This window comes from Brevundimonas denitrificans (genome assembly GCF_030160755.1).
Taxonomy (GTDB): domain Bacteria; phylum Pseudomonadota; class Alphaproteobacteria; order Caulobacterales; family Caulobacteraceae; genus Brevundimonas; species Brevundimonas denitrificans.
Map to the genome: position 1 here is coordinate 1 of NZ_BSOY01000060.1, position 20,122 is coordinate 20,122.

A 20,122-nucleotide genomic window follows, 5' to 3' on the forward strand; every position below is an offset into this window, starting at 1 on the left:
CAGGACGACTACGCCCGCGCCCGTCGCGGCGAGCGCATCCTGGCCATGGTCGCCCCCGCCTGGCCGGCGTGAACCCGCAAAACGAAAGAGGCCGGCGGATCCCCCGCCGGCCTCTCTCTTCTCGAACCCGCGCTCCGCGCGGCGCCCTCAAATAGTCCGACGGGCGTTAGGGCGCCTAAGAGACCGGGAAGCCCCGGACCTTGAGCAGGGCCGTGACGTCCGGATCCCGGCCGCGGAAGCGGCGATAGGCCTCGGCGCGGTCGGTGGTGTTGCCCTCGGCCAGGATGACGGCCTTGTAGCGGGCCGCGATGTCCGGATTGAAGACGTCGCCCGACTCCTCGAAATAGGCCCAGGTGTCGGCGTCCATGACCTCGGACCAGAGGTAGGAATAATAGCCCGCCGAATAGGCGTCCGAGGTGAACAGGTGATTGAACTGCGGCAGGCGGTGCCGCATCACGATCTCCTTCGGCATGCCGTAGCGCGCCAGGCTTTCGCGCTCGAAGGCGTCGATGTCGGTCGGCGGCACAGCCCGGGTGTGCAGGTCCATGTCGACCAGGGCCGAGGACAGATAGCTGACCGTGGCGTAGCCCTGGTTGAAGGTGGCCGCGGCCTCGACCTTGTCCACGAGCGCCTGCGGCATGGCCTCGCCCGTCTGGTAGTGGCGCATGAAGCCGTCGAGGATCGGGCGGCTCAGCACCCAGTGCTCATGCACCTGCGACGGATATTCGACGTAGTCGCGCGGCGTGCCGCCCAGGCCCGGATAGGTATAGGCCGCGGACAGCGAGTGCAGGGCGTGGCCGAACTCGTGGAACAGGGTCTCGGCGTCGTCGAGCGAGATCAGGATCGGCTCGCCGCCCTCGGCCTTGGTGAAGTTGTTGTTGTTCGACGACAGCACATTCTTGACGCCGTCATAGGTCGAATAGCTGCGGTAGCTGGTCGCCCAGGCGCCCGAGCGCTTGCCCGGCCGCGAGAAGTCGTCGGAGTAGAACAGGCCGACATGGCTGCCGTCGGACTTGTTGGTGACCTCGAACACCTCGACGTCTGGATGGAAGCCCGGGACGCTGCCGGCCGGCACGGGGGTGAAGTCGAAGCCATAGAGCCGCCCGGCCATATGGAAGGCCCCGCGCTTGACGTTGCTCAGCTCGAAATACGGCTTCAGCTCGTTCTGATCGAGGTCGTATTTCTGCTTCCGGACCTTCTCCGCATAATAGAGGTAGTCCCACGGCTCGATGTCGTGACCCGCGATGGCGCGCATGTCGGCCACCTCTTCCGCGACGCGGGCCTTGGCGGGGGCCCAGACCCTGTTCATCAGATCCATGGCCGCGGCCGGGGTCTTGGCCATGGTGTCCTGCATCCGCCATTCGGCGTGATTGGCGAAGCCCAGCAGCCGCGCCCGCTCGGCCCGCAGGCGCACGATCTCGGCGATGGTCGCATTGGTGTCGTTGGCGTCGCCGTTGTCGCCGCGGTTGACGAATTTGCGCCAGACCTGCTCGCGCAGCGCCCGGTCGTCGGCGAAGCTCAGGAAGGGATCGACGCTGGAACGGGTGTTGACGATGGCCCAGCCCTGCAGATTGCGCGAACGGGCGGCGGCGGCGGCGGCGGCCTTGTTCGAGGCCGGCAGTCCGGCGACGCCGGCTTCGCTGGCGATGAGGGTCCAGGCGTTCTCGTCGGCGACCACCTTCTGGCCGAAGCTGGTGAAGGCGTTGGACAGGGCGGTGTTGATCCGGCCCAGCTCGGCCTTGCCGGCGGCGTTCAGGGCGGCGCCGTTGCGCACGAAGGCGTCCCGGGTGCGGGTCGCCAGGCGGGTCTGTTCGGCCGTCAGGCCCGCGGCGGCGGCGCCGTCGGCGACAGCCTTGATGCGGGCGAACAGCCGCTCGTTGAAGGTGATCTCGTCGCTGGCCGCCGAGAGCAGGGGCGACAGTTCGGTGTCGACCGCCTGATAGTCATCCGAACCGATGTTGGAGGTCATCACGCCATAGATGGCGCCGGCCCGGTCGAGCGGCTCGCCCGCCATCTGCAGGGCGACCAGGGTGTTGGCGAAGGTGGGCGGCTCGGGATTGTTCGCGATCGCCTCGATCTCGGCGCGCTGCAATTCAATGCCTTCAAGCAGGGCGGTCCTGAGCTTGGCCGCGGTGACCCGGTCCCACGGCGGCACGCCCTGGTAGGGACCGGTCCAGACCTGCAGCAGCTCGGCCCGGGGCGTCTGCACCGGCAGGACGGCGCGGGCGACGGCGGCGTCCGAAGCGAGCGTGGCGGCCGCAGTTCCCCCGCCCATCGACATCCCGTTGGAGGCGCAGGCCGACAGGGCGAGCAAACTGCCCCCGGCGACGAGAAGCTGGCGTCTGTGCATGGGTGAACTCCGTCCATGAATGGGTTTCCGCGAACCGTAGGCCCTTCCCGGCCTGACTGTCACATGAACGGCCCGTAATCTTCCCCGGTGGACGGGGACGGGCGGCGCGTCTAAAGGCCGCGCCATGGCGATAGGCGTATTTGACTCCGGCGTGGGCGGCCTCACGGTTCACCGCGAACTGACGCGACGGTTCCCGGACCGGGATTTCGTCTATCTGGCCGATCAGGCCAACGCCCCCTACGGCGGACGCGGCGGCGAGGAGATCGTCGACCTGACCCGCGCCGGGTGCGAGCGTCTGTTCGAGGCCGGGGCCAATGTCATCGTCCTGGCCTGCAACACCGCCTCGGCCATCGCGCTCCGTCGCCTGCAACAGAGCTGGGTGCCCGAAGCCCGGGCGCGTCACGGACGTCCGATCAACGTCCTCGGCATCATCGTCCCGACCATTGAGGCCGCGACGGGTATGCCCTGGGACTATGAGGCGGAACGCCATGGCGAGAAGATCGAGGCCATCGACGTCACCGGCGTCTTCTGCACCGCCGCCACGGCCATGAGCCGGGTCTATGAGATCGAGATCGACAAGCGGCGCGAGGATCTGGCCGTCTTCTCCGAGCCCTGCCCGGGCCTCGCCGGCCTGATCGAGCTCGGCGCTCCGGCGGAGGAGCTGAAGGTGGTCGTCGACGACCATGTCGACGCCCTGCGCCGCCGCATCGGCCGCCATCCGGACCAGGCCATCCTCGGCTGCACCCACTATGAGATCGTCGCCGACCTGTTCGCCGCCGCCCTGCCGCCCGGAACCCCGGTGATCCACCAGCCCACCGCCGTCGCCGACGCCCTGGACCGGTATTTCCAGCGCCATCCCGAGTATGACCTCGGCGGATCGGGGCGGCGCGACTTCCTGACCAGCGGCAAGGCCGGACCGCAGTCCGATCTGGTCAGCCAGTTCTGGGGCGCGCCCCTGACTTTCGCCCCGGCTTGACGACAGTCTCCGATCGTCGCCCCATGGCGTCGGGAGGAAACAAGATGTCCAGAACCCTGCTCGCCGCCGCTGTCCTGGCGCTGTTCGCGGGTCCCGCCTCCGCCGAGGTGGTGGCCCGCACCGCGGACAGCTTCACCCTGCGCTATGCTGTCGGGGCGGAGATCGCGCCCGGAGATATCCCAGGCGCCCTGACGGACCTGCCGAAATGGTGGGATTCAGCGCACACCTACTCCGGCTCGGCCGCCAATCTCAGTCTCGATCTCACACCCGGCGGCTGCTGGTGCGAGAAGCTGGCCGACGGCACGGACTTCGATCACGGCCGCACCGTGTCGGTGGAGGCGGAACGCATGGTCTTCCACGCGCCCTTCGGACCCATGCGGGGCAAGACCAGCCGCGCCGATCTGACCGTCACCTGGCCGGCGGCGAACCGCGGCTGGACGCCAACCTGGACCATGGTCGTCGAGGGTCCGGGCATCGGGGCCATGGCCGACGCCATCGACGCCGTCATGGGCGCCGGCTACCAGCGCTGGCTACACTATCTGGAATATGGCGAGAGCCCGGACGGGGCCGGCGGCTAGGCCGCCAGCGCCGCTTCCGAGGCCGCGATCCGGCTGGCGGCGTGGACCACCGAGGCGATGCGCAGCGCCGTCTGCACCTGGGTCGCCGGCACGCCGTGCTGGCGCAGGGCGCCCTCGTGGGCGTCGAGGCAGGCGCCGCAGCCGTTGATGGCCGAAACGGCCGTGGACCAGAGTTCGAAATCCATCTTGTCCACGCCCGGATTGGCCAGGACGTTCATCCGCAGACGGGCGGGGATGGTCGTATACTCATGGTTCTTCATGAGGTGCAGCGAGCGGTAGTAGATGTTGTTCATGCCCATGATGGCGGCGGCGGCCTTGGCCGCGGTCATCGCTTCGGGGGACAGGACGGTCGCCGCCTGGGCCTCGATCGCCTTCACCACCGGCGCGACGCCGACCGCATGGGCCGAGGCGAGGAAACAGCCCCATTTCTGCTGGTCGTTGAGCACGGTCTCGGAGGCGAGCGAGCCGAGGTTCAGCGAGATGTCCTTGGCATAGGCGGGCATCAGGTCGCGCAGGGCGTCAATCGACATGGGAAGTCCTCGAAACTGGGTCAGGATACAAAACAGGCGGCAGCCGCAGCCGCCGCCTGTTCCGGTTCAGATGGATCGGGCGGCTTAGGCCGCCAGCGTCTCGCCGCCGACCGGGCGGTTGCAGGCGCACAGTTCGTCGGTCTGCAGGGCGTCGACGACCCGCAGGGTGTCGGCCGGTGCGCGGCCCACGTTCAGATTGGTGACATAGACGTGCTGCACGACATTGTGCGGATCGACCACGAAGGTGGCGCGCAGGGCGACGCCCTCGGCCTCGTCCAGAACGCCCAGATCGCGGGCGAATTTGCCGCCGTTGTCGGCGAACTGCCAGATCGGCAGCTTCGACAGGTCGGCGTGGTCGCGGCGCCAGGCCAGCTTCACGAACTCATTGTCGGTCGAACCGCCCATCACCACGGTGTCGCGGTCGTCGAAATCGCGGGCCAGAGAGGCGAACTCGGCGATCTCGGTCGGGCACACGAAGGTGAAGTCCTTCGGGTAGAAGAAGATGACCTTCCACTTGCCCTCGAAGCTGTCCTTGGTGATCGGCTCGAAGGCCGAGACGCCGTTCTCCTCGTGGCTGTTGAAGCCCGGCTTGACGCCGATGATCTTGAAGTCCGGCAGTGTTTGTCCAACGCCCAGCATGGCGGGTTCTCCTGAAGAATCTGAAAGGGGTTGCGCCCGGGGAGGGGCGCCGCAACCGCGAAATGGCTTGTGCGATGCACAAAGTCAATGATTGGAAACAGGAAATGTCGATAGATAATATCTATGCATTCCATCGGCCTGTGTGGTCTACGCCCTGGACTGAACGGCCACGCTTGACCGGTGATCGCGGGCGGGCGACCGAAAGGTCATGACCGCTTCGTTCCAGGCCGACCCCGTCTTCGACACCGGCTCCGTCGTCGCCTGCGACTGGCCCCTGTGCCAGGTGCGGCTGCAGGACGACGCCCGCTTCCCGTGGCTGATCCTGATCCCGCGCCGCGCCGGTCTGCACGAGATCGAGGACCTGACCCCCGCCGAGCGCGCCGCCCTGATGGACGAGGTCGTCCGCGCCGGCGACATGGTGCGCGCCCTGGGCCAGGCGGCGGGGCGGCCGGTGCAGAAGCTGAACGTCGCCGCCCTCGGCAATGTCACCGCCCAGCTGCATGTCCATGTCGTGGGCCGCCGCCATGACGACGGTCAGTGGCCTGATCCGGTTTGGGGGCGAGGCGCGCCCGTGCCCTACGGCGCCAACGGGCTTCAGGCGGCGGTGTCGCGCATCCGGCTCAGTTCGGCCGGATAAGGCTCGCCGGGCGCGTCTGGCCGTCGATCGTCAGCATCCCGCGCCAGCCGTTCCCGGTCCGCTCCAGCGTCATCGCGCCGGACCCTTCGAGCGTCAGGGTCGCGCCGTCCGAGGTCGCCGCGCCCCAGTCCTCGCGACCACGCCAGCCGCCCTCCGCCGCCCCGGCTCCGGGATCGTGGAGGACCAGATCGTAAAGCGTCCGCCCGGCCGCATCCACGATCCGCCAGGCGCCGTCCAGCGCCCCCGCGGCCTGATCGGCGCGGATTTCCGCGGACGCCACGCCCTGCTCATAGGCGGCCTCGATGTCGCTGGGCGTGTATTCATACGACCGCACATAGGCTTCGACCACGACCGGCGTTTCCAGCGGGCGGCGGTAGAGCTCGCCGTCGGCGTCGCCCTGGGCCTGTTCGCGGCCGAAATTCCGGCCGGGCTCGAACGGCCGGATCACCGGCGCCCGATAGGCGGCCTGGGTGGACGGATGCGGCGCGGCCTCCTGCGTCAGCAGGCCGGCGAAGGCGAGGACGATCAAACCCGACATGGGACCAGACTGCCGCGAACGGGCGCGAATGACAAAGGCCGTGCACCCCGCCCGCGAATTCGTGATGCGGAACGTCGCATACGCTCGCGCTTCGTTGACCCCCGCCGCCCCGCTGACTAAACCCGGACCACCGGTTTCGAGCGGCTGAATTCGCTCAGGTTTCTGAGAACCATTCGCAATATGTCGACCTCCCCCCTGCCGGGCGACGCCTCCAACGACCCGTCTGACGACCAGACCGGCCGATTTGTGGTCCAGCCCAACGGCCGTGTTCGTCCCCTGTCGCCGCATCTTCAGATCTGGCGCTGGCACGTCACCATGTTCGCCTCGATCCTGAACCGCATGACCGGCGGCGCCCTGTCGGTCGGGGCGGTGCTGGTCTTCGTCTGGCTGATGGCCCTTGCCTTCGGACCAGAGGCCTATGCGACATTCACCGGCTGGATGGGCTCGCCGCTCGGCCTGCTGGTCTGGTTCGGCCTGACCCTCGCCCTGTGCATGCACCTGACCGGCGGCGTCCGCCACCTGATCTGGGACGCCGGCCGCGGCCTGTCGCCCAAGGCTGCCGACGCCCTGTCCTGGGCCTCCATGATCGGCGGCGTCGTCATCGCCGTGGCCTTCTGGGCCTTCCTGTTCAGCTCCGGGAGGGTCGGACTGTGAGCCGCCACACCAAGACCTTCGTGAAGGGCGTCAAGGTCTCCGAGCGCCACGGCGCCGGGGAATGGACCGCCGAGCGGCTGTCGTCCGCCATCCTCGTTCCCCTGACCCTGTGGGGCCTGTGGAGCGGCTTCGCCCTGTCGGGCGGCGGCTATGACGGGGCGCTCGCCTGGTTCCGCTCGCCGGTCAACGCGGTTCTGCTGGCCGTCACCCTGCTGGTCAGCGTCTGGCACATGCAGATGGGGCTGAAGGTCATCGTCGACGACTATATCCACAAGCCCGGCTCGCGCCGCGCCCTGCTGGGCCTGATCGGCCTGCTGTGCGTCCTGCTCGCGGCGGCGGGCGTATTCTTTATCGTACGGCTGGCCCTGGGCTCCGCGCCCCTGCCCGCCGGCTTCGGGATCTGACGGCTGATGGCTGCATATGAATTCGTCGATCACGCCTATGACGTCGTCGTCGTGGGCGCGGGCGGCTCGGGCCTTCGCGCCGCCCTCGGCGCGGCCCAGCAGGGGCTGAAGGTCGCCTGCGTCACCAAGGTCTTCCCGACCCGCTCCCATACCGTGGCGGCCCAGGGCGGCATCTCCGCCTCGCTCGGCAACATGGGCGAGGACAGCTGGCAGTGGCACATGTACGACACCGTCAAGGGGTCGGACTGGCTGGGCGACCAGGACGCCATCGAATACCTCGTCCGCAACGCGCCCAAGGCCGTCTATGAGCTCGAGCACTGGGGCGTGCCCTTCTCGCGCACCGAAGAGGGCAAAATCTACCAGCGCGCCTTCGGCGGCATGACCCGCAATTTCGGCGAGGGTCCGGTGCAGCGCACCTGCGCCGCCGCCGACCGCACCGGCCACGCCATCCTGCACACCCTGTACGGCCAGTCGGTGCGCCGCCAGGTCGAGTTCTTCGTCGAATATTTCGCCCTCGACCTGATCATGCAGGACGGCGCCTGCACCGGCGTGACGGCGCTGAAGCTCGACGACGGCACGATGCACCGCTTCCGCGCCAAGCTCGTCATCCTGGCCACGGGCGGCTACGGCCGCGCCTATTTCTCGGCCACCTCGGCCCACACCTGCACCGGCGACGGCAACGCCATGGTGCTGCGCGCCGGCCTGCCGTTGCAGGACATGGAGTTCGTGCAGTTCCACCCCACCGGCATCTACGGCGCCGGCTGCCTGATCACCGAGGGCGCCCGCGGCGAGGGCGGATACCTGACCAATTCCGAGGGCGAGCGGTTCATGGAGCGCTATGCGCCGACCGTGAAGGATCTGGCCCCGCGCGACATGGTCAGCCGGTCCATGACCATCGAGATCCGTGAAGGCCGCGGCGTGGGTCCGAACAAGGACCACATCCACCTGCACCTCGACCACCTCGACCCGGCCGTCCTGCACGAACGCCTGCCGGGCATTTCCGAGAGCGCCAAGATCTTCGCCGGCGTCGATGTGACGAAGCAGCCGATCCCGGTCCTGCCGACCGTCCACTACAATATGGGCGGCATCCCCACGAACTATCACGGCGAGGTCCTGACCAAGGTCGGCGACAACGCCGACACCGTCGTCCCCGGCCTGATGGCGGTGGGCGAGGCGGCCTGCGTCTCGGTGCACGGCGCCAACCGGCTCGGCTCCAACAGCCTGACCGACCTGGTCGTGTTCGGCCGCGCCGCCGGTCTGCGCTGCGGCGAGGTGGTGGACAAGGCGTCGAAGGTCCCGGACGTTCCCGCCTCGGCGACCGACGGCCACATCGCCCGCCTGGATCGTTTCCGCCACGCGAACGGCTCGATCCCGACGTCGAAGCTGCGCATCGACATGCAGCGCGCCATGCAGTCCGACGCCGCCGTCTTCCGCACGGGCAAGACGCTGGAGGAGGGGGTGGCCAAGCTGCGCGCCATCCACGCCGCCGGCGCCGACATCAAGACCACCGACCGCGGCCTGATCTGGAACACCGATCTGGTCGAGACCCTCGAATACGACAATCTGATCGACCAGGCCCTGGTCACCATCGAGGGCGCCCTGAACCGCACCGAAAGCCGCGGCGCACACGCCCGCGAGGACTATCCGGACCGCAACGACGTCGAGTGGATGAAACACACCCTCGCCTGGAAGATCCCCGGCGACGCGGTGAAGATCGACTACCGCCCGGTCCACAACTACACGATGTCGAAGGACATCGATTACATTGAGCCCAAGGCGCGGGTGTACTGATGGTCCAGCTGACTCTCCCCAAGGGTTCGAAGCCCACGACCGGCAAGGTCCACAAGGCCCCGGCCGGCGCAAAGAACGTCAAGACCTACAAGGTCTATCGTTACGACCCCGAGGTCGACGCCGACCCGCGCTGGGACACCTTCGAGATCTCGGCCGACGACCACGGGCCGATGCTGCTGGACGCCCTGATCCACATCAAGAACGAGATCGACCCGACCCTGACCTTCCGGCGCTCGTGCCGCGAGGGCATCTGCGGCTCCTGTTCGATGAACATCGACGGGCGCAACACCCTGGCCTGCACCAAGGGCTGGGAGGAGTGCTCCTCCTCGACCATCTCCATCGCCCCCCTGCCGCACCAGCCGGTGGTCAAGGATCTGGTGACGGACCTGACCCTGTTCTACGCCCAGTACGACTCGATCCAGCCCTACCTCCAGTCCGACGAGCCGGACCCGGAGACGGAGCGCATCCAGCTGCCGGAAGACCGCGCCAAGCTGGACGGTCTGTACGAATGCATCCTGTGCGCCTGCTGCTCGACCTCCTGCCCCAGCTACTGGTGGAACCAGACGGAATACCTCGGACCCGCAGCCCTGCTGCAGTCCTACCGCTGGATCGCCGACAGCCGCGACGATGCGACGGACAAGCGGCTCGACGACCTTGAGGACCCGTTCAAACTCTACCGCTGCCACACCATCATGAACTGCGCCCAGGTCTGCCCCAAGGGGCTGAACCCGGCCGAGGCGATCGCCAAGACCAAGAAGCTGATGGTGGCGCCGTCGCGGAAGAAGACCGAGGCCGCCTGACTTGGCGAAGATCACCTACATCGAACACGACGGCCGCGAGCATGTCGTCGAGGTCAAGACCGGTCTCTCCGTCATGGAGGGGGCGATCCGCAACAATGTGCCGGGCATCGACGCCGACTGCGGCGGGGCCTGCGCCTGCGCCACCTGCCATGTCTATGTCGACGAGGCCTTCGCCGCCGAGACGGGCCGCGCCTCGGCCATGGAGGAGTCGATGCTGGACTTCGCCGAGAACGTCCAGCCGAACAGCCGCCTGTCCTGCCAGATCCGGGTGACGGACGATCTCGACGGCCTGATCGTCCGCCTGCCCGAAAACCAGCACTGAGCCGCGGCCGTGGGCCGCGCCAACCCGGACCTCGTCGATCTGGTCGGGCGGTTGATCGCCGACGGCCCGAAGGACCGTCCGCCGCTGATCGCCGTGGTCGGGGCGCAGGGCTCCGGCAAGACCACCCTGGCCCGCGCGGCCGCCGAGCGGTTCGGGGCGGTGCAGATCTCGATCGACGACGCCTATCTGACCCGCGCCGAGCGTGAGGCCATGGCGCGCGAGGTCCATCCGCTGTTCGTCACCCGCGGCCCGCCGGGCACGCACGATCTGGGCCTGCTGCAACGGTTGATCGACGCCCTGTCCGTCGCCGCACCGGATCACGAGACCCGCATCCCGGACTTCGACAAACGCGGCGACGACCGGCGGCCGGTCGAGACCTGGCGGGTCTTTCGCGGCCGCCCCTCGGCGATCCTGATCGACGCCTGGTGTCTCGGCGCCCTCCCCGAGGAGGCGGCGGTCCTGGCGCACCCGGTCAATGCGCTTGAGGCTGACCAGGACCCGGACGGCGGCTGGCGGCGCGCCGTCAACGGCTTCGTCGGCGGGACCTATGCCGACTTCATCGCCCGGTTCGACGCCGTGCTGTTCCTGCGCGCGCCGTCGTTCGACGTGGTGCTGGACTGGCGCTGCCAGCAGGAGGCCGATCTGCTGGGGATGGCGCCCGCGGACCTGCCGGACGAAGAGCGCGCGCGTCTGGCCGGCTTCATCCAGTATTTCGAACGGATCACCCGGCGAATGCTGGACGGCGGCGTTCGGGCCGATGTGGTCGTGCAACTGGATCGAAACCGTCTGCCCGGTTCTATGGGCGCATGACCCCTCCGCAGGATCGCCGTTTCGAGCCGCGCTCGCCCGCCAACATCCGTGCGGTGGTGGTCGCGCCCGGCTTCGAGCTGCCGTGCCTGCTCGTCGATCAGTCGGCCCAGGGCGGCCGTATCCGGCTGGAGCGCAACCTGGTCCTGCCCCGGGTGGTGATGGTGATCGACATCGCCCAGGGCGTCGCCATCGAGGCGCAGGTGGCTTGGCAGAAGGGTCAGGAGGCCGGCCTCAAACGCACCGGTCAGGCCTCCCTGCGCGGTCTGATCCCCTCCCGCCTGTCCCACGCCCGCACGGCCTGGATGCGGGCGGGCGGACGCTAGAGCGCAGTCACCGCCTTGATCGCCACATAGACGGCGACGATCAGGATCAGGCCCGCGAACAGGCGGCGTCCAAGGACGGCGTTGGCGCCCAGCCGCCGGGCGATGGGCAGGCCCGCGAGGGTTCCCGCCGTACCGCCCACGGCCATGGCCGCCACGATCGGCCAGTCGATCAGGCCCGACAGGGCGTAGTTGGCCGCTGTCGTCGCCCCGAAGGCCGCGACACTGACGAGGGAGGAGGCCTGGGCCAGGGCCAGGGTCATGCCCGCGGCGCCCATCAGGCCGGGCACGATCAGAAAGCCGCCGCCGATGCCGAAAAAGCCCGCCGCCGCGCCGACGCCTGCGCCCGAGGCCGCGACGCGCGGCGCCATGGCCCGGGTCAGCCGCACGTTTTCGGCCCCGAGCGGCGCGCTGGGCCTCAGCATGGCCAGGGCGACCAGCCCCATGGCGAGGGCGAAGAAGATCAGCAGGGCGTGGCCGTCGATCGCCTTGGCGACGGAGGATCCGGCAAAGGCTCCGACCGAGCCGGTCGCGGCGAACAGCAGGGCGCAGGGCCATCGCACCCGGCCGGCCCGGGCCTGACCGGTCAGCGCCGTCAGGGCGTTGAGCGCCACGCCGGCGGCCGAGGCGCCGATGGCCACATGCGGGTCCTGCACCCCCACCACATACAGCAGCAGCGGCACGGCCAGCACCGAGCCGCCGCCGCCGAACACGGTCAGCAGCAGGGCGACGATGCCGCCGCTGAGAACGGCCAGCAGCAGCTGGGCGACGGCCGGGTCCATGTCGTCACGCCGTCCGCGGCGCCGCGGCGCCGACCGTCGGCAGGCCCTCGGCCTTCCAGGCGTTCAGACCGCCCTCCAGCACGAAGGCCTCGCCGGGTATGACGGCGGCCAGGCGGACGCAGTTCATGCCGGTCCGGGCGCCCGAGCGGCACATGTAGATCACGTCCTGGCCGGGCTCATAGTCCAGGTCGGCCGCGTCGAAGGCGGACAGGGGTTTGATGACGCTGCCGGCGATCCGTTCCTGCGAAACTTCGCCGGGCTCGCGAATATCGACCAGAACGGCCTTGCCGGCCTTGATGCGGGCCGCGACCTCGGCGGCGGAAAGGGGGGTGAGCACGGCCATGGATCAGGTTCCTTGAGCAGGGGGGCAATAGATGTCGGCGAGTACGGCGATGACCTTGAGGGCCGCCGGATCGGCGACGTGGTAGAGAATCGACACGCCCTCGCGCCGGCCGGCGACCAACCCCTGCTCGCGCAGCACTGCGAGGTGTTGCGACAGGGCGGACTGGGACAGGCCGACCAGCGGCAGCAGTTCGCCGACGGCGCGTTCGCCGTCGCCGAGCTGGCACAGGATCATCAACCGCTTCTCATTCGAGAGCGCCTTCAGAAGCCGCGCCGCCTCGCCGGCGTTGTCCTTGAACGGGTCGAGGGACAGGGTGGAAAGGGTGTTCATGACGCGCAATATATGATGCATTGCTAATTTAGCAAGTGCTAATATACTAGAACAAACCAAGGAGCTCCGCATGACCATCGCCCCCGCGCCCGCGCCCACCGTTGAGGGGTTCTTCGACGCCGCGACCCACACCATCACCTATCTGGTCGCCGACCCGGCCACCGGCGCGGCGGCCGTCATCGACCCGGTTCTCGATTTCGACGCCGCCACCGGCCGCACCTCCACCACGTCGCTCGAGCAGGTCCTGGCCCGGATCGCCGGGCGCGGCCTGAAGCTTGAACGGGTTCTGGAAACCCACGCCCACGCCGACCACCTCACCGGCGCCGACGAGATCCGCCGGCGCACCGGCGCGCCCATCGGCATCGGCAGCCGCATCACCGAGGTGCAGAAGGTCTTCGGCGTTCTGTTCGAGGCCCATGACGTCACCGCGGACGGCGTCGTCTTCGACAGCCTCTATGCCGACGGCGCCCGCTTCAACCTGGGCTCGCTGCCGGTCGAGGTGATGCACACGCCCGGCCACACCCCGGCCTGCGTCAGCTACGTCATCGGCGACGCGGCCTTTGTCGGCGACACCCTGTTCATGCCCGACTACGGCACCGCGCGGTGCGACTTCCCCGGCGGCGACGCCCGGACCCTGTATCGCTCGATCCGGCGCATCCTCGCCCTGCCGCCGCAGACGCGGCTGTTCGTCGGTCACGACTACCTGCCCGAGGGCCGCACCGACTATCGTTGGGAGACGACCGTGGCGGCCGAGGCGGCCGGCAACATCCACATCGGCGGCGGCCGTTCGGAAGACGATTTCGTCGCCCTGCGCGAAGCCCGCGACGCGACCCTCAAGGCGCCGGCGCTGATCCTGCCGTCCTTGCAGATCAACATCCGCGCCGGCGCCCTGCCGCCGGCTGAAGCCTCGGGCAAGCGGTTCCTGAAACTGCCGCTGAACGCGATCTAGCGGACCGGCGGCCGCTTCCCGCTCAGAGGACGTCCGGAACGGTGCCGGCGGTGATGGCGATCCGGCCGATCAGCCCCTTGACGATCAGGTCCAGGGCCGACCCCTCGCGGTAGTCGGCGGCGGCGACGAAATTGACCCGGTCCTCGGAGATCAGGCCGTAGATCTTCTGCTGGTCGCGTTCGGAATTGCGCGGGTCATAGACCGCGATCGAATAGCCGCCCTTGGTGTGCATCATCTTCATGGTCGGCACGTCGGTGTCGCCGTCGCCGAGGAAGATCATCCGTTCGAACGGCACCGGCCGGTCATCGTCGGCCATGAAGCGGTTGATCTTGTCGTGCTCCCAGTGGTTCAGCACGCCCTTGTTGATCCGGAACAGATACTGGGTCTTGGTCGTGTAGTTCACCCCGACCGCCGGCCAGATCGCCACGCCGTTTTCATCGTAGACGAATTTGGAGGCGAAGACGTGCCGGAACTCGGGCCGGATCGGGCAGCCTTCGATCATCTCCTCAAGCCCTGCGGAGATGATGTAGTGCTCGATATCCAGTCCGTATTTCTCACCCATCGCATTGATGCGGTCGAACCAGCCCTTGCCGGTCAGGTCGGACTTCAAACCGTCGAACAGCTTCACGTCCTGGCCATGCTCGGCCAGAAGCCTGCGCGTGATCGGCGCGTTGTTGTCGCGCGCCTGTTTGAGCATCAACTGCATATACATCAGGATGTTGTCGGCGTCGGCGTCGCGCGTCAGCTTGTCCGCCGCCCCCCAGAAGTCGCCGATCCCCATGCCGATCGACGGAATGAAGGTCACCTCCTGCATATTGCCCCGGGCGAGGGTGCCGTCGAAATCGTAGATCAGCGCGGTCTTGAGAGGCTTGGCCATGACAGGTCCGGAAGTGGTTAGTGGCTAGTGGCTAGTGATTAGTGATTGGGGTGTCAAAGCTGCCGGCCGTGTTCAACACTGGCCACTGGCCACTGGCCACTGGCCACTGGCCACTGGCCACTGGCCACTAGCCACTAGCCACTCGGCGTCAGCCCAGCCGCAATTCCGGCGCCGCCGCCACGCCGGCGGCTTCCAGCGGCAGGTGCAGGATGAAGGTCGCGCCCTTGCCGGGCTCGCTCTCCACCTCGGCCCAGCCGCCGTGCAGTTCGACCAGCGCCTTGACCAGGGCGAGACCGACGCCCGGCCCGCCGCGCTCGCGCCGTACGAAGCGGTCGAAGACATGGGCCTGCAGGTGATAGGGGATGCCGCGCCCGGTGTCCTCGACGCGGATGCGGATCTCCGACGACGTAGCCTCCGCCGCGAGAACCACGGACCCGCCCTCCGACACCGCCCGCGCGGCGTGATCCAGCAGATGATCCAGCGCCTGCCCGACCCGCTGGGCGTCGGCGCGGATGGGACGCAGGCCGTTGGGGCAGTCGACTCTCAGGCTGGCCCCGCGCGCCTCGATCCGGACCCGGACCCGTTCGGCGGCCTCGTCCAGCAGGTCCCGCACCCGCACGTCGCCCAGCTGCAGCTCCATCTCGCCCGCATCGATCTGGGCCATGTCCAGCACGTCGTCGATCGAGCTGGCCAGCTGGCTGGCGGCGATGCGGATGGCCCCGGCGTGCTGGCGGCTGCGCTCGGGCAGATCGGCCTGCATCTCCAGCAGTTCCGAATAGCCGACGATGGTGGTCAGGGGGGTGCGCAGCTCATACGAAACGCTGCCGACGAACTCGCGCTTCAGCGCGGTGGATTCCTCCAGCGCCTGGGCCTTGGCGGCCAGCGCCTGTTCCAGTCCGCGCCGGGCGGTCACGTCCGAGAAGGCCACCAGGGTCGCGCCGTCGGGCAGGGGCCGGGTCTGCCAGGAAGCGATGCGGCCGTCGGTGGTCTTGCCCTCGCCGGCGATCGGCACCCGGCTTTCGGGATCGGGGTCCGCGACCCGCGCCTTCAGCCCCAGCCACAGGGCCGGATCGGGCATGGTCGACTGGCACAGTGCGGCGACCGCGTCGAAATCCCCCGCCGCGTCCAGCGCCTCGCCCGTCACGCCCCAGAAGGCGTCGAAGGCCTCGTTGTGCAGCCGGATGCGCCCGTCCGAGCCGAACACGGCCACGGCGTCGTTGAGCTTGTCCAGCGTCGCCGTCTGCACCTGGATCTGGGCGTTGAACCGGCTGCGCAGCTTCAGTTCGTCGGTGATGTCCGAGAACAGCAGCAGGACGCCCCCCAGCGGGTGCGGCTGGCGCACCACCCGCAGCGTCCGGCCGTCGGGCAGGGACCAGCTGTCGTCCGGCGCGGCGGCCGAGGCGCCGTAGAAGTCCAGCTCCTTGGCCTTCCAGCCGGCGTAGTCGATGACCTCGGGCAGCAGGCGGCGCTGGCGCAGCCGGTCCAGCAGTTCGGCGTGGGTCGGCCGCTCGTCCAGCCAGGCCGGATCGATGTTGAACAGGGTCTGGAAGGCGGTGTTGTGGAAGGCCAGCCGCTTGGACGGGCCGAAGATGGCGACCGCATCGGCCAGGTGGTTCAGCGTCTCGTCATGGGCCTCGACGTGGCGGCGCAGGGTGTCGCGGGTCTCCTCCGCCTCGGTCATGTCCAGGGCGAAGGCCAGCACGGCGCCGGCCCCGCCCTGGACCGGCTCGGCCACGATCCGCCAGGCCCGCCGCCGTCCGCCGCCGGTGGTCCAGCGGAAACCGTCCTGATGCTGATGCGTCCGGCCCGCCTCGGCGACGATGGCGTCGGCGCCGCGGTCGAAGCTCAACCCCTTCTCGCGCGCCTGTTCGACGCTTTCGGCCTTCATCTCGGTCAGCCAGGCCTTGTTGGCCCAGGCCAGCCGCCCCGCCGCGTCGGTGATCCAGGTCGGCGCCGGATAGGAATCGGCCAGCAGGCCGAGGCCGCTCTCGGTCGCCGTGCCCACCAGCCCGAGCCGCGACAGCCTCAGCCAGGCCGCGCCCGCCGAGGACCGGCCCTCGACCGACCAGGCCCCGCCCGAACCTTCCAGTACGGCGTCGAAGGCCTCGCCCTGGTCGATCAGGGCGTCCAGCCGCGGTCCCGCCACGCGGCGCACCGCGTCCAGCACCACCAGCCCCGGATCGCGCCCGCCTTCAAGGTCCCCCGGGACTTCGTCGCCCGCCAGTTCGCTGGTGACCGCGTGCCAGGCCTGCGGCGATCCCAGCCGTTTGGTCTGACCGTCCGGCGCCAGGGCCAGCCGCACATCCTCGAACGCCGCCAGCGCTCCGTCTCGGTCGGCCAGATCGACCAGGGCCGCGGCCAGTTCGGATTCCGCCACCTGATTGCGCGCCGCCAGCCGTCCGCGCAGCCGCGCCGCCCAGGCGCTGAGGGCCAGGGCCAGTCCCGCGGCGCCCGCGGTCGCGACATAGGCGATGTCGGCCTCGGCCATGGTGTCGTGTCAGCTCCCGCGCCCTGATTCGGTAACCATACCTGAAGGGGGACGAGAGGCGAGGGGTTGGAGTGGCGAGTGGTTAGTGGCTAGTGGTTGGTGATTGCGGCTCCACGGTCTGCGGAAGGGCGACACCGCCAGTCCGGCTCCGCAGGCGCGGGCCAACCACTAACCACTAGCCACTAACCACTCAGCCAGGCCCGATGCCTCCCACCTGGACCGACCAAACAGCCCCCTCCCTCGACGACTTCGCCCGGCTGGCGCGCGGGGCGTTCGACGCCCTGCCCGAGCCGTTTCGGTCGCTGGCCGGCGAGGTGGTGATCCGCGTCGACGACTTCGCCGACGACGAGACCCTGACGATGATGGAGATGGAGGACCCGTTCGAACTGACCGGCCTCTATCACGGCGTCGACATCGGCCTGCGCGACTCGCTCGGCCCCGCGGCCGAACCCTCGCGCATCTTCCTCTACCGCCGCCCGATCCTCGACGAATGGTGCGAGCGCGGCGACGTCGGCCTGTCCGAGATCATCGCCCACGTCCTGATCCACGAAATCGGCCACCATTTCGGGCTGGACGACGACCGGATCGATGAGGTGGAGGGCGCGGACGACGCGTGACTGGTGGCCAGTGGCCAGTGGTTAGTGATTAGCGACTGCAGCATCTCTGACGGCGGAGGGGCGGCGCGGATCGCGCCACAGCCCAGGTGGCGGCCAACCACTAGCCACTAGCCACTCCTTCCTCCCGCCTTAAATCCCGCCCGATCTGTGGTATAAGCCCCGCCTCCCGCCCTTTCAGGATGCCGCCTTGAGCCTGACGCTCGACCTTTCCCGCACGCCCGCGACCGCCCCGGCGGCGCCCGTCAACCTGTCCGGTCTGACGCGCGCGGGCCTGCGTCAGGCCTTGATCGACGCCGACATCTGCCCGCCGGAAAAGGCGAAGATGCGGGCCTCGCAGGTCTGGGGCTGGATCCACCATTTCGGCGTCACCGACTTCGCCGCCATGAGCAATGTGGCGAAGGACACCCAGGCGAAACTGGCCGCCGCCTTCACCCTCGCCCGCCCCGAGATCGTCGAGCGTCAGGTGTCGAAGGACGGCACCCGCAAATGGCTGATCCGCACCGCCCCGGGCATCGAGATCGAGACCGTCTACATCCCCGACGTCGGTCGCGCCGGCGCCCTGTGCGTCTCGTCCCAGGTCGGCTGCACCCTGAACTGCACCTTCTGCCACACCGGCACGCAAAAGCTGGTCCGCAACCTGACCGCCGCCGAGATCGTGGCCCAGGTCCAGGTGGCGCGCGACGACCTCGAGGAATGGCCGTCGCCCAAGGAAGACCGTCGGCTGTCCAACATCGTCTTCATGGGCATGGGCGAGCCGCTCTACAATCTGGACCATGTCGCCGACGCCATCGACATCATCTCCGACAACGAGGGCATCGCCCTGTCGCGCCGCCGGATCACGGTCTCGACCTCGGGCGTCGTGCCCCAGCTCGACGCGCTCGGGTCCCGCACCCAGGCCATGCTGGCGATCAGCCTGCACGCCACCAACGACGCCCTGCGCGACGTGCTGGTGCCGCTGAACAAGAAATACGACCTGGCCCAGCTCATGGCCGGCATCCGCGCCTATCCGGGCCTGTCCAACGCCCGTCGGGTGACCTTCGAATACGTCATGCTCAAGGGCGTCAACGACAGCCCCGACGAGGCCCGCGCCCTGTTGAAGCTGATCGAGGGCATCCCCGCCAAGGTGAACCTGATCCCGTTCAACCCCTGGCCCGGCACGGACTATGAGTGTTCGGACTGGAAGACGATCGAGCGGTTCGCCGCCATCCTCAACAAGGCCGGCTACGCCTCGCCGATCCGCACCCCGCGCGGCCGCGACATCCTCGCCGCCTGCGGCCAGCTGAAGTCCGAGAGCGAGAAGGTCCGGGCCTCGGCCCTGCGCAAGGCCGAGCAAGCCACGGTGGCGGGAACGGTCGAGGCGGCCTAACCTCCGGTTACACTGCGACAAGATTCGTGATGAGGTGTGTCCCCGTCCCCCTTGCGGATTGGGGCGAAAACCGGGCAATCGTCCTGCAGCTCTTGCCACCGGACACCCATGGACTCCTCGTCCCTCAACACCGTGCTCGAAAGCGCCGAGGTCCAGGCCTTCGCGACCGGCTTCCCGACCACCCTCGCGCACCTTGGCGTGACGCTCGCCCTCCTCGCGGTGGGGGCGATCCTCTACGCCCTGTTCACGCCGTGGAAGGAAATCGCCCTGATCCGCGAGGGCAACGCCGCCGCCGCCGTCGCCTTCTCCGGCGTTCTGGTCGGCCTCGCCGTTCCGCTCGCGGTCAGCCTCAGCGTCTCGACCTCGATCAAGGACATCGCCCTGTGGGGCGTGGCGACCGTGGTGCTGCAGCTGCTGGCGTTCCGCCTCGTCGACATGGTCCTCACCGGCCTGCCCCAGCGCATCCGCGACGGAGAGATCGCCGCCGCCGTCCTGCTGGTCGGCGCCAAGCTGTCGACCGCCCTGATCCTCGCCGCCGCCCTGACAGGCTGAGGCCGTGGCCTTCCCCAAACCGCCGGACTGGCTCGTCTATTCGCTGGTCGTCAGCGCCCTGGTCATCTGGTCGCTGCAACTGCGGGAAAACGCCGACGCCCCGCCCGCCCCGCCAGCGCCCGATGAGATCGAGGGCGCCCTGCTGGGACCCATCACGCCGTTCGATCCGGCCGTCACCGTCAATGCGCCGGACATTCCCTTCCAGCCGACCTCCGGCACCGCCTTTTCGATCTCCCGCGACGGCCTCTGGGTCACGGCCCGTCATGTGGTCGAGGGCTGCCGACGGCCGGCCATCATGGTCGGCGGCGGCCGGGCCGTGGCGGCGGACGTGCGGCTGGCGCCCCGGGCCGATATCGCCGTCCTGCTGACACAGGGCGGCGCCGACGCCGTCCCGGTCATGGCCCCGCATGGCCTGCGCGCCGGACAGCGCGGCTTCCACCCCGGCTATCCCCAGGCGCGGGCGGGCGAG

General features: G+C 69.0%; 24 protein-coding genes. 15 read left to right on the forward strand and 9 right to left on the reverse strand.

All coding sequences use genetic code 11. The features are described from left to right. Positions 1–175: 175 nt before the first annotated feature. Positions 176–2,350, reverse strand: coding sequence for a M3 family metallopeptidase (locus QQJ79_RS11940; protein ID WP_284223160.1), 2,175 nt, complete (start codon positions 2,348–2,350; stop codon positions 176–178). A 124-nt stretch (positions 2,351–2,474) separates the two neighbouring features. Between QQJ79_RS11940 and QQJ79_RS11945 the strand changes: the two genes are divergently transcribed. Next, positions 2,475–3,326, forward strand: coding sequence for a glutamate racemase (locus QQJ79_RS11945; protein WP_284223161.1), 852 nt, complete (start codon positions 2,475–2,477; stop codon positions 3,324–3,326). Positions 3,327–3,370: 44 nt separating this feature from the next. Further along, positions 3,371–3,904 (forward strand): hypothetical protein, encoded by a 534-nt coding sequence (locus QQJ79_RS11950; protein ID WP_284223162.1) that lies wholly within the window; start codon positions 3,371–3,373, stop codon positions 3,902–3,904. Here the strand turns inward: QQJ79_RS11950 and ahpD are convergent. Together ahpD and QQJ79_RS11960 are read right to left on the reverse strand one after the other, a co-directional pair. Continuing rightward, positions 3,901–4,434: an alkylhydroperoxidase, AhpD family gene (gene ahpD / locus QQJ79_RS11955; RefSeq protein ID WP_284223163.1), complete on the reverse strand. Its 534-nt coding sequence runs from the start codon at positions 4,432–4,434 to the stop codon at positions 3,901–3,903. The two genes, QQJ79_RS11950 and ahpD, sit on opposite strands and share 4 nt — an antisense overlap. A gap of 84 nt (positions 4,435–4,518) precedes the next feature. Then, the gene (locus tag QQJ79_RS11960) at positions 4,519–5,073 is read right to left on the reverse strand and encodes a peroxiredoxin (RefSeq protein WP_284223164.1); all 555 of its coding nucleotides are present in this window, start codon (positions 5,071–5,073) and stop codon (positions 4,519–4,521) included. A gap of 208 nt (positions 5,074–5,281) precedes the next feature. On the opposite strand from QQJ79_RS11960, the gene QQJ79_RS11965 reads away from it, so the two are divergent. Next, entirely contained in the window at positions 5,282–5,710 is a 429-nt protein-coding gene (locus QQJ79_RS11965; RefSeq protein ID WP_284223165.1) for an HIT domain-containing protein, read from the forward strand. Here the strand turns inward: QQJ79_RS11965 and QQJ79_RS11970 are convergent. After that, entirely contained in the window at positions 5,694–6,248 is a 555-nt protein-coding gene (locus tag QQJ79_RS11970) for a hypothetical protein (protein ID WP_284223166.1), read from the reverse strand. The genes QQJ79_RS11965 and QQJ79_RS11970 overlap by 17 nt on opposite strands. Before the next feature lie 180 nt (positions 6,249–6,428). Here QQJ79_RS11970 and sdhC point away from each other — a divergent pair, with 180 nt between their 5' ends. The 7 genes from sdhC to QQJ79_RS12005 are packed head-to-tail and all read left to right on the forward strand — an operon-like array spanning position 6,429 to position 11,352. Continuing rightward, positions 6,429–6,902, forward strand: coding sequence for a succinate dehydrogenase, cytochrome b556 subunit (gene sdhC, locus QQJ79_RS11975; RefSeq protein ID WP_284223167.1), 474 nt, complete (start codon positions 6,429–6,431; stop codon positions 6,900–6,902). After that, positions 6,899–7,306, forward strand: coding sequence for a succinate dehydrogenase, hydrophobic membrane anchor protein (sdhD, locus tag QQJ79_RS11980; protein ID WP_284223168.1), 408 nt, complete (start codon positions 6,899–6,901; stop codon positions 7,304–7,306). The genes sdhC and sdhD overlap by 4 nt, the downstream gene beginning before the upstream one ends. 6 nt (positions 7,307–7,312) lie before the next feature. Further along, a complete protein-coding gene (gene sdhA / locus QQJ79_RS11985; RefSeq protein WP_284223169.1) occupies positions 7,313–9,097 on the forward strand; it encodes a succinate dehydrogenase flavoprotein subunit in 1,785 nt (594 codons plus the stop codon). After that, positions 9,097–9,897 (forward strand): succinate dehydrogenase iron-sulfur subunit, encoded by an 801-nt coding sequence (locus QQJ79_RS11990; RefSeq protein WP_284223170.1) that lies wholly within the window; start codon positions 9,097–9,099, stop codon positions 9,895–9,897. Before sdhA ends, QQJ79_RS11990 begins: the two co-directional genes overlap by 1 nt. Before the next feature lies 1 nt (position 9,898). Beyond that, positions 9,899–10,219, forward strand: coding sequence for a 2Fe-2S iron-sulfur cluster-binding protein (locus QQJ79_RS11995; protein ID WP_284223171.1), 321 nt, complete (start codon positions 9,899–9,901; stop codon positions 10,217–10,219). Between the two features lie 9 nt (positions 10,220–10,228). Continuing rightward, positions 10,229–11,029: a kinase gene (locus QQJ79_RS12000; RefSeq protein WP_284223172.1), complete on the forward strand. Its 801-nt coding sequence runs from the start codon at positions 10,229–10,231 to the stop codon at positions 11,027–11,029. Next, positions 11,026–11,352 carry a PilZ domain-containing protein gene (locus QQJ79_RS12005; protein ID WP_284223173.1) on the forward strand — a complete coding sequence of 109 codons (327 nt, stop codon included), beginning with the start codon at positions 11,026–11,028 and terminating at the stop codon, positions 11,350–11,352. Before QQJ79_RS12000 ends, QQJ79_RS12005 begins: the two co-directional genes overlap by 4 nt. Here the strand turns inward: QQJ79_RS12005 and QQJ79_RS12010 are convergent. From QQJ79_RS12010 to QQJ79_RS12020, 3 genes are read right to left on the reverse strand one after another with little or no spacing between them, the layout of a single operon-like run. After that, complete coding sequence (locus tag QQJ79_RS12010) at positions 11,349–12,131, reverse strand: sulfite exporter TauE/SafE family protein (protein WP_284223174.1); 783 nt, start codon at positions 12,129–12,131, stop codon at positions 11,349–11,351. The genes QQJ79_RS12005 and QQJ79_RS12010 overlap by 4 nt on opposite strands. Before the next feature lie 4 nt (positions 12,132–12,135). Beyond that, the gene (locus QQJ79_RS12015; RefSeq protein WP_284223175.1) at positions 12,136–12,474 is read right to left on the reverse strand and encodes a rhodanese-like domain-containing protein; all 339 of its coding nucleotides are present in this window, start codon (positions 12,472–12,474) and stop codon (positions 12,136–12,138) included. Between the two features lie 3 nt (positions 12,475–12,477). Then, entirely contained in the window at positions 12,478–12,804 is a 327-nt protein-coding gene (locus QQJ79_RS12020; protein ID WP_284223176.1) for an ArsR/SmtB family transcription factor, read from the reverse strand. A 70-nt stretch (positions 12,805–12,874) separates the two neighbouring features. Here QQJ79_RS12020 and QQJ79_RS12025 point away from each other — a divergent pair, with 70 nt between their 5' ends. Continuing rightward, entirely contained in the window at positions 12,875–13,753 is an 879-nt protein-coding gene (locus QQJ79_RS12025) for an MBL fold metallo-hydrolase (RefSeq protein WP_284223177.1), read from the forward strand. 22 nt (positions 13,754–13,775) lie between these two features. Here the strand turns inward: QQJ79_RS12025 and QQJ79_RS12030 are convergent, their stop codons facing one another. Next, positions 13,776–14,630: an HAD family hydrolase gene (locus QQJ79_RS12030; RefSeq protein WP_284223178.1), complete on the reverse strand. Its 855-nt coding sequence runs from the start codon at positions 14,628–14,630 to the stop codon at positions 13,776–13,778. A 148-nt stretch (positions 14,631–14,778) separates the two neighbouring features. After that, complete coding sequence (locus tag QQJ79_RS12035; RefSeq protein ID WP_284223179.1) at positions 14,779–17,118, reverse strand: ATP-binding protein; 2,340 nt, start codon at positions 17,116–17,118, stop codon at positions 14,779–14,781. A gap of 203 nt (positions 17,119–17,321) precedes the next feature. Here QQJ79_RS12035 and QQJ79_RS12040 point away from each other — a divergent pair, with 203 nt between their 5' ends. The 4 genes from QQJ79_RS12040 to QQJ79_RS12055 all read left to right on the forward strand — a co-directional run. Continuing rightward, positions 17,322–17,735: a metallopeptidase family protein gene (locus tag QQJ79_RS12040; RefSeq protein ID WP_284223180.1), complete on the forward strand. Its 414-nt coding sequence runs from the start codon at positions 17,322–17,324 to the stop codon at positions 17,733–17,735. A 187-nt stretch (positions 17,736–17,922) separates the two neighbouring features. Beyond that, entirely contained in the window at positions 17,923–19,101 is a 1,179-nt protein-coding gene (gene rlmN, locus QQJ79_RS12045; protein WP_284223181.1) for a dual-specificity RNA methyltransferase RlmN, read from the forward strand. Positions 19,102–19,209: 108 nt separating this feature from the next. Then, entirely contained in the window at positions 19,210–19,653 is a 444-nt protein-coding gene (locus tag QQJ79_RS12050) for a DUF350 domain-containing protein (RefSeq protein WP_284223182.1), read from the forward strand. Between the two features lie 4 nt (positions 19,654–19,657). Continuing rightward, positions 19,658–20,122: S1 family peptidase (locus QQJ79_RS12055; protein WP_284223183.1), on the forward strand; the 465-nt coding region annotated here is incomplete at its 3' end.